Here is a 14202-nt window from a genome sequence, read left to right as displayed (position 1 = left end):
CATATTTCCTGACCGCCCACTGCGGTGGGCGTGGGTTCCTGTACTCATTTTCCTCTCTGCTCTATTCAACTCTTTCCGAATTTTTATGCTTGACAAATCCTTAGCCGGCTGCACTTTTTTCGACCCCCCGGTTCACCTGCCACTTTCGGTTGTGCTGAATTCGCGGGATGGCGCACACCGGCCACACGCTTTGGACACAGCTTCGTCTGCGATGGACTGCGGCTTGTTACCCTCCGAGCATCAGCGAGGCCGCACAGCGGCGCACAGGCTGTCACGCTGAGTGCGTACTATCGTTGCGAAGTGCGAGAGCGTTTGCGACTCGCTGACGCTCAGCCGCCACATCTATCTGCGCCAACTGCTGTTCGTAGAACTGGTCCAGCGCCAGCTGGATCGGACGGATGGTGTAGAGCAGATTGCCGTTGCGCTTCAGACCATCCCTGGTGGTGACGCTCGTGCTCTCCGTACTGATGAGTTGTCGCTCCTCCAGTTCACACACATACTTGCGGACGGTATTGGTGCTCATCCGCACTGCTCTGCCGATAGTCTTGTAGCTGGGCCAGCACTGGTAGGTGTTACGGTTTTCACAGCAGAGCAGGTAGGAGTAGACGGCCAGTGCGCTGGGCGACAGGCCCAACAGGAATATCTCGTTGGGCAACAGGAAGCAGTTCCTGACTGGATCGCGCTTGGGCCATGGTCTGTACTTCACTCCGTACCTCCTTGGGTGTGCTGAGACACCCACTCCACGAATTTCTCTTTGGGCACTACGAGCCTGCTGCCGATTTTGAGAACAGGAAAATCCGGTTCGTGTATCAGCTCGTATCCGCTGGACGGTGAAACGCCCAGCACCTTTGCCACTGTTGCCGCGTTCAGGAACAGCGGCAGTTCGTCGTAGCTTTTGTAGGCGGATTCTTTCATATAGGACTTGCCTCCTTGTCAGTTGTGACGGTCTTTTCTCTCTGTGATGGAATACAGGACAGAGTGTGATAGCCGTCCACGCTATTCCCTCCATACCAGAAAAACAAAAGACCTACACATCCTTGCTGGCAAGACGACCAGCGGTACAGAATGTCGTACCGCAAGGTCTTGCACAGCCTCGGATATGTAAGTCGGAAGTAGATCGAGGCAGTTTGTTTAGTTGTTGTACTCGAATATATGTTCTGCGTATAGGATACTTGATTGAGTAAGCTTTGTCAAGAGGGAGCGTATAAAATTTTTTGCAACTGGGCATAATAAATAATTCTGCTGTGAATGCCACTGAAAAAATACACCCGCAGAGGTTGACCCTTGCAGGTGTATTTCGTGAAGCATCATGATAGATGTGCATAGAACTATCATTCCGGTGTCGTGTTTAGCTGCTGCATCAGCTCTTGGAAACCATCCAGTGCGCTCTGGAGATTTTCGATAATATCCAGAGCCAATACATCCGGCGCAGGCAGGCTGTCCAGGTCCGCAAGAGATTTGTCTTTGCTCCAGAAGATATCCAGACTGGCTTTATCCCGATCCAGAATTTCCTGAACGGCAAATTTCCTCCAGCGGCCATCCGGGTTATCCTCCGACCATGTCTCATGGCGCTGGTGCCGGTTCTCCGGATGGAAGCAGCAGATAAAATCTTCCAGATCGGCGTCCGTCATGGGATGCTGTTTCAGCGTGAAATGGATGTTAGTACGGAAGTCGTACACCCACACCTCTTTGGTTTGCCGTTCCGGGCCGGCGGAGCGCTTGTCGAAGAAAATCACGTTTGCCTTGACGCCCGGCTTATAGAAAATCCCAGTGGGCAGGCGCAGGATCGTGTGCAGGTCGGTGGTCTCCAGCAGTTTCCGGCGCACCGTCTCTCCGGCGCCGCCCTCGAAGAGCACGTTGTCCGGCACCACCACCGCCGCCTTACCCCTGGCGTTCAGGAGCGTGTTGATGTGCTGGACAAAATTCAGTTGCTTGTTGGAGCTGGTGGTCCAGAAGTCGGTTCGGTTGTAAACCAGGTCTTCCTCCTCCTGCTCGCCCTCCTCATTGGTGAAGGTGATGGAGGACTTCTTTCCGAAGGGCGGATTGGTCAGCACGTAGTCCACCCGGTAGCCGGGGTCGGTCAACAGCGCATCCCCCAGAGTGACGGGGACGTTTCCGTAGATGTCCCCGATGTTGTGGAGATACAAATTCATCAGGCACAGCTTGAAGGTGGAGGGGACTAGCTCGTTGCCATAGAAGGTCTGGTTTTTGAGGAACTCTTTTTTCTCCCGGTCCAGGGTATAGTGGGCTTCATCCGCGATATACTCCTGTGCGGCGAGAAAGAAACCGCCGCTGCCGCAGCAGGGGTCCGCGATGGTTTTCATGGGCTCCGGACGAACACAGCGCACCATGGCCCGGATGAGGGGCCGGGGCGTGAAGTACTGCCCTGCGCCGCTTTTCACGTCCTCCGCGTTTTTCTGGAGCAGTCCCTCATAGATCTCGCCCTTCACATCGGAGGACATGGACACCCACCGCTCCTGGTCGATCATCTGCACGATGCGGTACAGGATGGCGGCGCTGCTGATCTTGTTCACCGCGCCCTTGAAAATTTTCCCCAGAATGCCGCCCTGTTCCCCCAGCTTTTCCAGGGTGGCTTTGTACTGCTCCTCCAGTTCTGCGCCCTTGAGGGTATTCATGTCCGCCCAAGTATATCCGAAGGGGATGCCAGTCTCCCGCCTGTAGGGTGGCTTGGAGTACTCGTCCGACATTTTCAGGAAGATTAGGTATGTAAGCTGCTCCAAATAGTCGCCGTAGGACACGCCGTTGTCCCGCAGGGGATTGCACATGCCCCAGACTTTGGAGATGATGGCGGAGGTTTGGTCAGGCATTAGTATTCCTTTCTTTCCTACTTATAACAAGTTGATGTAATTCCTTTTGAAATTTTTCCAATTCTTTTGTCTGCTTTCGCATTTCTTGATATGCATCTTCTGTTGGTGAATCGTACAGCAATACCCAAAAATATTGCTTCAAATCTATAGAAGTCTGTTCACGGTAGTGAGATCTGCTATCCTCATATGATATAGTTACCGCAAGTGGTGCTTTGCTTAATTCATCTAACTGCATGTGATTTCCTAAACCTACATACCAACTTCTTCCGATTCCGAGTGTAAAAGAAGCCTTGCATAGTTCCCTAATATGCTCCTTATCACTAACGTCTGTTATATTTTGTATAAATTCTTCTGATACAGCAATATTCACATTACTAGCTATTCTTTTTCCGTGATTTTCAATACATAGAACAAGCAATCCACTTCTTATAACGTCAAATGTAACCGTTACAAATGCTCGATTGTTTTCTTCAAATTGTCGCCTTGTTTCTTCAATTTGCTCTTTGGTCGCATTTGCGGATTTTATATTTGCTCTACAAATAAGAATCGTTGCTATTACATAAACCGCTGTTACCAAAAAAGTCAACGAACCACTATGTTTATCCAGAAAATTGATAAACTGAATTAAACACTGCAACTACATCAGTCCCCCTTCAAACGCTTTTTTCAAAATACTCTGCCGCAGGGCCTCGGCCTGTTGCAGGGCGGTGTCTACAGTATTCTCAATGCTGTCACAAACTGACAGTCGAGATTCAATTTCGGCCACAATAGAATCTTGTATAGTTCTATCTGCCGTAGGAACAATTACTCTTGATAGTGATTGCCCCGTTAGATGTTTAATTCCAGTTCCCGTGAAATATCTACAAAGCTGCCCTGACTGAGCAGAAAACCACAGGTAATACATATAAAATCTGGGGTTCGAGTTATCTAAAAACCGCACCCTATGTAACGCTTTCTGATAAAATATGGAATCCTGCTTATCCCAAACCGCACATCTGCCAGGTTCTCCACCTTCGCAGATTATCAGGTCATTGTGAGAAACAGAATATTTCTCAATCTCATCGGCCTCAATCCGCATTTCTAACAAATTAGACAAATCGAAAGAAAACCACCTGACGTTGATATTACGCAAATATTTATGAAAATCTCCGGTATTTTTCTCCTTGTCCAGCATTTTTCCAAGGCGGGCGTCAATAATTTCTCCAAATGGAGTATGTGTTGTGACTTCCCCAAACGCCTCTTTCAGCACCGCCTGCCGGTACACCTTCAGCCGTTCCTTTGCCGTTTTCAGTTCGGCCACGCTGGCGTCCAACTGGGAGAACAGCTCCTCAATGCGAGCAACGATGCGTTTTTGTTCCACAAGCGACGGTAAATATAAGACAACATCGCTTAATTGCTTTTTTGTTATCCCAGAAATAGTAGTGCCTCGACCTTGGAATTTTACACGTTTCATAATATGTGTAAGTTCGTACAACAAAAACGACTCGTTATAAGGCGGTGTCTGGGGCGTAGGTTGCAATGCTTGCATATCTTGGCTGAAACACATATCACAAGGTAATTTGACAACTTTCCCAAGCCCAACACGAGTCACAACTACCACAGTTTGTGCTGGAACAATATTTGTTGTTGAATTTTTAATTCCTAATGGAGTTACAGCCCGCCTATAGATGATTTTTCCATCTAAACTGATATCTGCACTTGAAAACCATGGTGTTCCATTTCCCCAATACGCTTCTGTGGACGTTGAAGGAGTACCGCCGCCTACTAAGGTAAAAATATCCCCTAATCTAATTCGACCTTCCATCTCACGCCACCAACTCCACATTCAATTCCATCAAAATCTTCTCGTAATCCTCCCCGAACACCTCATAGAACCGCCCTAATCCGCCCTTGCGGTCGAAGGGGCTGAGATCCAGATCCTCCGGCTCCACGCTGAGTGAGGCGGCGATGTGGTCCTTGATGAGCCGCAGCCACTCCATCTGCTCCTCGGTAAAGTGGACGGCGCCGGCGTTGCGGCGGAAGGACCACTGCTGGAAATTATAGCTGACCCGCTCAGCAAAGGGGACCAGCGTCTCCGTCGCGCCCGTCTCAAACCGGATGAGGGATACCAGGTCGGCCAGCTGCACCATCGTCCCCCTCTTCACCTTGTCTGGCTGCTTGATGGCATAGCAGTCCCACAGCCTGTCCACTGTGATGTTTCGGGCTTTCAGCTTTTCATACAGCGCCTTGAGCTTGGCAATGGCCATGGGACGGTCCTTGTACCTCTGGTCGTAGATAATGCGCAACGCGGTGATCTCGTCCCGGTTTTCCTGGATAAACTCTCGGAAGGTCTCAATGACCCGGCTGGCGGTCTCCTCCTGACTGACGTCGTACCCGGCAAACAGCACCGTGTCGAGGTTGACATTGTCAATAATCTGCTCGTGGTTCCGGCGGACGTTTTCGATGTAGTCCCGCACCTCCGGCCTGTGGAACGGGGCGGCGGCGGCAGAGGAGAGCTCCCGCTGGGCGGCATCCAGCAGGGCCTGCTGTTCCTGGGTGGGTTCGCCCTCCTCTGGCAGGGACACCCCCGCATGGGCTGCGATGACGTCCGGGTCAAAGGCGTCCAACAGAGCCTGGGCGGTCTGACCGGCGGAGGCCCCGGTGATCTCCTGAAACTCCTTCCGCTCAGAGGGTGTCATTTGGGCATTCAGGCGGACGATGCGGCTGGCCAGGGAGGTGAGGGTGTCCTCATCCTTCGCCCCCAGCGCCACATTCATCATCAGTTCTTTCAGGGAGACGGAGGGCTTGCGCTCCAGGGCACGGGTGTCCGATTTCTTGGATCTGGTGACGCCCACCGCGTCCACGATGACAAAGTGATCCTTGTTCTCTGTGGCGGAGGGAGTTACCTTTTGCAGATCATCCTTGCTCAGCGTCCGGGTTCCCCGGCCCTTCATCTGCTCGAAATAGTTTTTACTCCGCACGTCCCGCATGAAGATCAGGCACTCGATGGGCTTTACATCTGTTCCGGTGGCAATCATGTCTACAGTGACGGCAATTCTGGGATTGAAACTGTTGCGGAAATCAGAAAGGGCTCCTTCCGGGTCATCCGCAGAATAGGTGATCTTCTTACAGAACTCATTGCCCTCGCCAAACTCTTCCCGGACGATTTGGATGATGTCGTCCGCGTGGCTGTCAGTCTTGGCAAAAATCAGCGTTTTGGGGACCTCGCTTCTGCGGGGAAACAGGAGGGTGTACAGGTTTTCCCGGAACGCCCGAATCACAGTCCGTATCTGGCTGGGGTTGACGATATCCCGGTCAAGGCGGGAGGGTGTATAATTTACATCCTCGTCCATCTGCTTCCATCGTTTCTCCCGGGACAGGCGGTTCCGATATTCGATCTGCTGTTTTACAATATATCCGCCATGCTGCCCCACTTCTGTCTCAATGAGAAAGATGTCCTCTCCCACATTCACGCCGTCGATGATGGCCTGCTCTCTGGAATACTCGCTGACCACATTTTCGTGGAAAAAGGCAAAGGTGCGTTTGTCTGGCGTGGCGGTCAAACCGATGATAAACGCATCAAAATATTCCAGCACCTGGCTCCAGACGTTGTAGATGGAGCGGTGGCACTCGTCCACGATGATGCAGTCGAAGAACTCCGGCGGGTATTTTTCGTTGTAGACCACTTCCTTTGGCGCCTTGCTGTTGGCAGTCACATATCCGCTGAACGGGGTTTCCTCCGCAGACTCGTCCAGATCTTCCCCCTTCAGGATAGAGTACATCCGCTGGATGGTGCTGATATAAATCTGTGTATTGGCCGGTATCCGGGAGGACTTCAGACGGTACACGCCGTAGATGTCGGAAAACGGCCTGGGATCGTCGTTGGGGGTATAGGCCAGGAACTCCCGCTCCGCCTGCTCCCCCAGACTTTTGGTGTCCACCAGGAACAAAATACGGTTCATCTTCCCGAATTTCAAAAGGCGATAGGCGGCGGTGATGGCGGTAAAGGTCTTACCGGCTCCGGTGGCCATCTGCACCAGTGCCCTCGGCCTGTTTTCAGAGAAAGAACGGTCTAATTTCGTGATCGCACGAATCTGGCAGTCCCGAAAGCCGGTGGTGTCAAAGGGCGGAAAATGCTTCATGTTGTTGCGGATGGTATCCGGCGCGCTTAGCAGCGCCCGCAGCGTCTCCGGACGGTGGAAGGAGAAGACCGTCCGGGAGCAGTATTTCAAATCGTGATAGTCTGTGAACCGGGTCAGCTTGTCCGTCGCTTCGTAGGCAAAGCGGATGGCTGTATCTCCCTTGATCCACTTGAATTTGCTACCAGCATAGCGTGCGGACTGATCCTCCACCGTAGTGATCTTCTCTCCGCTCTCTGTCCGCTTCGCCTCCACGATACCTATAGGAGTTCCATCAACGAAGAGGGCGTAGTCCACTTCGCCTGTGCTGGTTGGGAACTCCCGCACAGCTACGCCCATGGCAGAGAACAGATTCAGATTTTTCATATCCTGAATGACCCAGCCAGATCGGATCAGCTTTTGGTCTATCGCAAGACGGGCCTTTTCCTCTGGTGACATCGTGGTTCCCTCCCTGTTTCGGCAATTTATTACATTATAACGGATAAGGCCTCTGGTTACAAGGCGCTATTTCATTGTTTTCTACAACCACGAGGAAGGGCCATCCAGTCTGTTGGATGGCCCTTCCTGGATGTTATTCAATTGCGTATAGAAGTTGACGCTGTTGGGTAATCAAAGGTGACAGGACCGAGCGGTTTTATTCACTTATCATTTGTAAAAGCAGATAGATAGCCGGTTGATTCTCTTCAATCCATTCCATATCATGCTGCTTCCCAACGGATTTTGCGGCGTCCTTCCACGCATCGAAGTATTCCTGTCCAGTTTCTGCATATAGCTTGAGCTGGGCTTCCGGCGCTATGTCATCCATGGCGGCTCTCATAATATGTCCGTGCAAACCGATTTGCCCACCCTTCAAAAACTCAGTGAAGCAGTATTTCAGGGTGTACCAGCCATAGTAGGTCAACTCCCGGAACTCAATAGGGTGTTCCTCGATATAATTCCACCAACTTGAGGACTGAGCAGGGCTGCTGCAAATCGTCTCAATGAGCGACCCAATCACTTGATCAGTATCCAGTCCGGTAGACGCTACCGCCTGGACGTAGCACTCCTGTTTCTGCTGAAGGATGAACTTCTGGCTGTCCATGCCGTCCTCGACGATATGTGCGGGGAACTTTTCGCGGATGTCCTGTGCATAGTAGCTGCCGTCTCTGGGTTGCCAATATTCCTCTAGTGTAAGAGCGCCGGACGGGTCTTCCCGAAATGTGATGGCAACAGGGGCATGACTGCCGGTGACCGTTTCCAATCCGCTGTCTGTGACCCTGTATTCCTCATAGAGCGCCCAACCGTAGTGAATATACTCTGCGAAGTCGCTTCCGTCCACAACGAAAGAGGCAAGCTCCGCGAAACTGACGCAGGGTACAACGCCGGTCAGGTCTGCGGAACGGTTATGCTCCAGAATCGCCTGACGGATCGCGGCCTGTTCTTCGGAGAGAGTGGAAAAATCGGGCTCCTCTGGCGCGGGTTCACCGCCGCCATCAGGTTTTGGTTCAATAACCTTTGGCACATCGTTTCTGTGCGCTTCAACGAATGTGGAAACATCCTCTGTCCGAATATCAATTCTATCATCGGCCTCATTGTTGACCCTCAGATAGATATACCAAGGCGTCTCGTCTGGAACACCACCCACCAGAACATCAAAGACTTCGTCAATCTCGTAACGTATAATATACAGACCTGAGCCAATATCCCGCCCCTGATACCGCTCAAAATCTGACCAGGTCAATGCGTCTCCCTTTTGTGACAGCGTGACCACATCATCAAGGGTCAGTTTTTCGGCCTGTGAAATCACTCTTATGCTAAGAATATTGCTGAACTGAGCCGGATCGCTCTCCAGAATAAAACCATCATAGGTAATCTCCACAATGTCTCCCACCTGGGGTTCAGGGGACGGAGGCATATTTTTGATGGGAACGCGGAACAGATCGCTGGAGGACAGCTCCCAAGCTCCCTCCACTGGCGTAACCAGGAAGGAGCTATCTTCAATCTCAGTGATTTGCGCCCGAACTGTGCGTTGCTCTTGTGGAAGGTCCTGCTTTGGGTTTGTTGCAAAGCACACCGTCACCACTGCGCAGGCGACAACAGCCACGACTATGACCCAAAACGCCGGTTTTTTATAATTCAGCACATTTTTCACCCTCTCTTTTACGCCAACTTCTCCAAAAGCCAGCGGGCAGATTGTGACCAGCCGCCGCTGGGTGTTGCACTCCAGCAGGGCAGTGGAATACTGCTTTTTTTCGTCCAGATCCATCTGCCGAATGACCTTTTCATCACAGGCCAGCTCAATGTCCCGACACAGCAGTACATAGGCCACCCAGCACAGGGGATTGAACCAGTGGACTGTCAGGATCAAAAAGCCCATGGGCTTCCACCAGTGGTCACGCCTTGCCAGGTGCGCCGTTTCGTGGGCAATCACCGGCTCTATGGATGTGGCGTCCATGTTGGAGGGCAGATAGATTTTGGGCCGGACCAGTCCCAAAATAAATGGAGACTTCACCTGGTCGCACAGAAAAATATTTTCCTCATAGGGCGCTCTTTCCGCAACGCTCCGGCGTACCCGCACATAGCTGATGACTGCATAGAGCAGCATGGCGGCGATGCCAACGAGCCAGATTGCCGACACAACAAGTGTCCAGATATAGAGCGGGTTGATGCTACCAACAGAGTTGGGAGCAAATGTTTCGCCCAGAACGGGATTGACCGCATTGTTGACGGCGGGGATGCCGCTGCTGATGGCGGGCGTCTCATACTGGATGTTATGGGCGTTGAAGGTCTCGGCGCTGGGGATCAGGCTCAACGCGCTCTCGAAGGAGAAGGGAACTGCCAACCGCAGAGCGACAATGCCCCACAAAAGGACGGCAATCCACTTCGGCGCTTTTTTCAGCGCGAACCGGAGCAGCACCACCGCTAAAATCAGCCAGCTTGCGGCAATGCTCATGTTCAAGGTTTTCAGGAATAGTTCGCCCATATCATTCACCTGCCCTGTCGATCAGCTCACGAATTTCGGTAATCTCCTCGGCTGTCAGCTTCTTCTCGCTGGTAAAGGCGGCAAGGAAAGCGGGGAGTGATCCCGCAAAGGTTTCGTCCACATACTTCTTGCTGTGGCGGGCATAGAACTCTTGCCGGGTCAGGAGAGAAGTCACCACGCCGTTATTGTTTTGAAACAAGCCCTTTTCGCAGAGCCGATGCAGTACCGTGTGTGTCGTGGTTCGTTTCCAAGCCAGTTTGTCCGCGGCCAGTTTGATAAGTTCGCCGGATGTTACGGGTTCTCTCTCCCAGATGATGTCCGCAAAACGGGCCTCTACAGCCCCTAATTGAATTTCTGCCATAGGCACAGCCTCCTGTCTACACGATGTAGTCTCATGTATAGACTATATCGTGTAGACGCATTTGTCAAGGACTTTTTCAGAATATGAGATCGCACATCAAGAATGGGAGTTCCTTTTATAATCCTTTGTGGCTGATAAAAGGGTTTAATTCCTTGTTTACTGGTACGCAATATCTGAGCAGTAAATCTGCTCCCCGGTGTTGTATTTTCCTGTCTATACTCTGTGCCGCCACGTGGAAGGGCCGTCCAGTTTCCTGGATGGCCCTCGGCGTTGGGGAGGACCGCGGCGTTAAAACGGTAGTTGGCGAAGCTGTGATACTTTCCGTCCCAGAGCAGGTCCTCCGGGTGAAAGAAGATCACGTCCTCGGTGAAAAAGGCCACGGCCATAAAGGCGTCCAGCCGCCCGTCGTCCCCGGCAAAGCGGCCCAGGTCCCGCTTTCCGGCGGATTTGCCTCCATTCGCCGGGACGCTTTTCGCGTCCCCCTTGACGGCATGGTTGAGGGCCTGGAGGTTCCCGGCGATTCTCTGCATGGCCGCCTGCAGGTCGTCCTGGTCCGATTCAGAGAGGCCGGACAAGTCAGCAGAATCCATGGAGCCCTGGAGAATTCCCAGAATGTCCTGATATTCCTCGTCGCCTTCATCGCCGGAGGCGTCGCCGTCCGAGCCGGCAAGGCAGGGGCCTCCATCCTCAAAGATGTCCGGGATATCGGCGGCCCGGAAGACGGTGGCGGGACCAGGGACCTCCGGAGCGGGGTCGCCGTTGTAGGCCCGGAGAATTTCCAGAAATGCCCTGAAATACTCCGTGGAGTGGGGAATGGTGTTTTTAAGCCGGGTATCCACCAGAATGGAGAAGCGCCCCGGGACCTCCTCGTCCTCCTTGAACCAGAAGAGGTGATAGGCCGCCAGGTGGAACAGCGCCGCGCCGGTGAGGTCCGCGCCGTTCAGGAAGCGCCGCAGGTCCGCCCCCAGCTTCGCCGCCGGAACCCGGAGGCGCTCATCCTGCTCGCACTCGTTGACAAGGGCTTGTACAGCCTTTCCAATCTCATCCAGATGGTCCTTGACATCCGGGTATTCCGCCGCCTTTTCGGCGTTGAGGTGAATCCCGGTGAACACATGGTGCGTCCCGTCCCAGGAAAAAGCCCCGTCGGGGAAGAACAGCACATCCAGGTTGCCGTCAAGCAGCTTATCATTCAGCTTTGCCAAGGGCGTGCTGTGGTTAATGCCCCGGAGGTGGAACCGAGCATCAGTCCTCCATATCTGAGGTCACATGACCAATTACACAAAAATCTTGAGAAAATGCCGGCATTCCAGCAAAAACCCGCATTCCCCGTTTCCCCGGCCCGCACGGCGGGAACAAACGATCTCAAAATCCATCCCACTCCCCTCCCCCCAAAAGACATTTGCCAAATCTCCGCCCTTACGGTATAATCCCCATAACACCACTATACTGGAGGAGAGGCTCCATGGCAAAAATTCTGGTTGTGGAAGACGACCTGGCCCTAAGCGCGGGGCTGTGCTTCGCGTTGGATGAGGCCGGGCATCTCACCGCCGCGGCCTATACCTGTCAAAAGGCCCGCCAGCTCTTGAAAACCGGCCAATTTGACCTGGTCATCCTGGATGTAAACCTTCCGGACGGAAACGGCTTTGACATCTGCCGGGAGTGCAAATCCTCCGCCCCGGAGCGGCCGGTCATTTTCCTGACGGCCAACGACCTGGAGCGGGACGAGCTGAACGGCTTCGACCTGGGCGCGGACGACTACATCACCAAGCCCTTCCGTATCCAGGTCCTCAAGCGCCGGGTGGAAGCGGTCCTGCGCCGGGGGACCGCCGGCTCCGACTGTTTTGACGACGGATTCCTGCGTCTGGATTTCCAGGCCCTGACCGCCGCGCGGAACGGAGAACGGCTGTCCATCACGCCAAACGAGTACAAGCTCCTGCGGCTTCTGACCGCCAATGCCGGGGCGGTGATGACGCGGCGGCTCCTGCTGGAAAAGCTGTGGGACAGCGGCGGCAATTTTATCGACGATCACACCCTCACCGTGACCATGAACCGCCTGCGCGCCAAAATCGAGGATGCCGGACATACCTACATCCAAACCGTCCGGGGCATGGGCTACGTCTGGACAGGAGACCAGGAATGAAGCGGGACAGCACGGCGCAAATGCCCCTTCTTATAATTTCGGGAGCGATCCTGCTGATCCTGCTGGGACTCCTGGAGTTCCCAGCCGCGCTTCTGCGCCCGGCGGCGGTTGGTTTGGGAACGGCTATTCTGCTTCTGACCCTTTTGTGGAAACGCCGCCAGGAGCGGCGGGAGTCCGAGTTTGCCAACAGCGTCTGTGAGACGCTGGATGCCCTGATGAACAGCCGGGAACCGGAGAACTACCGCCCCTATGAGGACTCCCAGCTCTCAAAGGTACAGGGAAAGCTCCTGCAATACCACGACCGGACTCAGGCGGGCCGGCGGCAGAGCAAGGCGGACAAACAAACCCTCCAGGAGCTGGTCAGCGACATCTCCCACCAGGTAAAAACTCCCATGGCCAATATCCGGATGTTCACAGACATCCTGCGCCAGCAGGAGCTGCCGGAGGAAAAGCGGGCGGAATTCCTCTCCACCCTGGCGGCACAGGTCCATAAGCTGGACTTTCTCATGCAGTCCCTTATCAAAATGTCCCGCCTGGAGACCGGGACGTTCGCCCTGCACATGGAGAATGCCAGCCTGTACGACACCATCGCCCAGGCGGTGGGCGGCATCCTGGCCGCGGCGGACCGGAAGCATATTCGCATTGACGTAGACTGTGACAGCCGGGAGACCCTCTGGCACGACCCCAAGTGGACGGCGGAGGCCCTGGGAAACCTCCTGGACAACGCGGTCAAATACACACCGGAGGGGGGATGCGTCCATGTCAGCGTCCGCCCCTGGCAGTTCTACACCCGGATCGATATCACGGACACCGGGATCGGGATTCCCTCCCAGCACTACAACGACGTATTCAAGCGCTTTTACCGGGCGCAGTCCTCTGCCGCCGCAGAGGGCGTGGGGCTGGGACTGTATCTGGCCCGGGGGATCATCACCCGCCAGCGGGGCTATATGACCCTGAAATCCGAGGTGGGAAAGGGTTCCGCCTTTTCCGTGTTTTTACTGCGATAAACGAGGCGCTTTATGGACATTGTCACCGTTCAAAATCTAAAAAAATACTTTGGCACGGGTCCCCTGCAGGTAAAGGCCGTGGACGGGATTGACCTCTCCATCGAAAAAGGAAAGCTCACCGCCGTCATCGGGGCCTCCGGCAGCGGAAAGACCACGCTTTTGAATCTGATCGGCGGATTGTACCAACCTACAGAGGGAACCGTCACCGTGGACGGCGTGGACCTGGGGACGCTGCGGGAGGAGGAGCTGACGGTCTTTCGCCGCCGGAGGGTGGGCTTTGTCTTTCAGGACTGCAGCCTGGTGCCGGAGCTGACCGTCCGGGAAAATATCCTGCTCCCCCTGGCGCTGGACGGCTCCAGGCCGGACAGGGCCTTTTTCACGGAACTTGCCGGATTGCTGGGACTTGGGGAGAAGCTGGACTGCCTCCCCTATATGCTCTCCGGCGGCGGCCAGCAGTGCGCCGCCATTGCCCGGGCGCTGATCACCCGGCCCTCCATCATTCTGGCCGACGAACCTACGGGGAGCTTTGACGTCAAGACCAGCCAGAATGTGGCGGGACTTTTGAAGATGACCGTGGATGTCTTTCACCAGACATTGGTGATGATCACCCACAATCTGGAGCTTGCCCAGCTGGCCGACCGTGTAGTGCGCCTCCAGGATGGGCGCATTGTACAATAATCCCATCATCCGCCGGCGTCCCGCATTTTACCGGGGCGCTGGTTTTATTGTCCGCGGAAAAGGCACAAAACTGTAACACTGCTGTACCGCAATTGTGACATTGGGCTG

Annotated in this window: 12 protein-coding genes; 3 read left to right on the top strand and 9 right to left on the bottom strand. The window is 54.0% G+C overall.

Annotated features, from left to right (window positions below):
• Positions 1 to 271: 271 nt before the first annotated feature.
• From Q1M04_RS10100 to Q1M04_RS10060, 9 genes are all read right to left on the bottom strand, one after another.
• Positions 272 to 706 (bottom strand): helix-turn-helix domain-containing protein, encoded by a 435-nt coding sequence (locus Q1M04_RS10100; protein ID WP_297998421.1) that lies wholly within the window; start codon positions 704 to 706, stop codon positions 272 to 274.
• Positions 703 to 915 (bottom strand): AlpA family transcriptional regulator, encoded by a 213-nt coding sequence (locus tag Q1M04_RS10095; protein ID WP_297998423.1) that lies wholly within the window; start codon positions 913 to 915, stop codon positions 703 to 705. Before Q1M04_RS10095 ends, Q1M04_RS10100 begins: the two co-directional genes overlap by 4 nt.
• A gap of 416 nt (positions 916 to 1331) precedes the next feature.
• Complete coding sequence (locus Q1M04_RS10090; RefSeq protein ID WP_300447600.1) at positions 1332 to 2828, bottom strand: class I SAM-dependent DNA methyltransferase; 1497 nt, start codon at positions 2826 to 2828, stop codon at positions 1332 to 1334.
• Complete coding sequence (locus tag Q1M04_RS10085; RefSeq protein ID WP_297998427.1) at positions 2821 to 3465, bottom strand: hypothetical protein; 645 nt, start codon at positions 3463 to 3465, stop codon at positions 2821 to 2823. The genes Q1M04_RS10090 and Q1M04_RS10085 overlap by 8 nt, the downstream gene beginning before the upstream one ends.
• Positions 3466 to 4632, bottom strand: coding sequence for a restriction endonuclease subunit S (locus tag Q1M04_RS10080; RefSeq protein ID WP_297998429.1), 1167 nt, complete (start codon positions 4630 to 4632; stop codon positions 3466 to 3468). It lies immediately after the preceding gene.
• 1 nt (position 4633) lies between these two features.
• Positions 4634 to 7384: a type I restriction-modification enzyme R subunit C-terminal domain-containing protein gene (locus tag Q1M04_RS10075; RefSeq protein WP_297998431.1), complete on the bottom strand. Its 2751-nt coding sequence runs from the start codon at positions 7382 to 7384 to the stop codon at positions 4634 to 4636.
• A 196-nt stretch (positions 7385 to 7580) separates the two neighbouring features.
• A complete protein-coding gene (locus tag Q1M04_RS10070) occupies positions 7581 to 9908 on the bottom strand; it encodes a M56 family metallopeptidase (RefSeq protein WP_297998433.1) in 2328 nt (775 codons plus the stop codon).
• A 1-nt stretch (position 9909) separates the two neighbouring features.
• Positions 9910 to 10269, bottom strand: coding sequence for a BlaI/MecI/CopY family transcriptional regulator (locus Q1M04_RS10065; protein ID WP_297998435.1), 360 nt, complete (start codon positions 10267 to 10269; stop codon positions 9910 to 9912).
• Complete coding sequence (locus Q1M04_RS10060) at positions 10251 to 11471, bottom strand: hypothetical protein (RefSeq protein ID WP_297998437.1); 1221 nt, start codon at positions 11469 to 11471, stop codon at positions 10251 to 10253. The genes Q1M04_RS10065 and Q1M04_RS10060 overlap by 19 nt, the downstream gene beginning before the upstream one ends.
• 260 nt (positions 11472 to 11731) lie before the next feature.
• Here Q1M04_RS10060 and Q1M04_RS10055 point away from each other — a divergent pair, with 260 nt between their 5' ends.
• The 3 genes from Q1M04_RS10055 to Q1M04_RS10045 are packed head-to-tail and all read left to right on the top strand — an operon-like array spanning position 11732 to position 14094.
• On the top strand, positions 11732 to 12409 hold the full coding sequence (locus Q1M04_RS10055; RefSeq protein WP_297998438.1) for a response regulator transcription factor: 678 nt from the start codon (positions 11732 to 11734) through the stop codon (positions 12407 to 12409).
• Complete coding sequence (locus Q1M04_RS10050; protein WP_297998440.1) at positions 12406 to 13416, top strand: sensor histidine kinase KdpD; 1011 nt, start codon at positions 12406 to 12408, stop codon at positions 13414 to 13416. The genes Q1M04_RS10055 and Q1M04_RS10050 overlap by 4 nt, the downstream gene beginning before the upstream one ends.
• 12 nt (positions 13417 to 13428) lie before the next feature.
• Positions 13429 to 14094 (top strand): ABC transporter ATP-binding protein, encoded by a 666-nt coding sequence (locus tag Q1M04_RS10045; protein ID WP_297984046.1) that lies wholly within the window; start codon positions 13429 to 13431, stop codon positions 14092 to 14094.
• The last annotated feature ends 108 nt before the right edge of the window (positions 14095 to 14202 follow it).

Origin of the sequence: uncultured Oscillibacter sp. (assembly GCF_950073225.1) — a bacterium.
GTDB lineage: Bacteria > Bacillota > Clostridia > Oscillospirales > Oscillospiraceae > Oscillibacter.
Note: the sequence above shows the minus strand (reverse complement) of the source record. Positions and strands in the feature narration are given on the sequence as shown.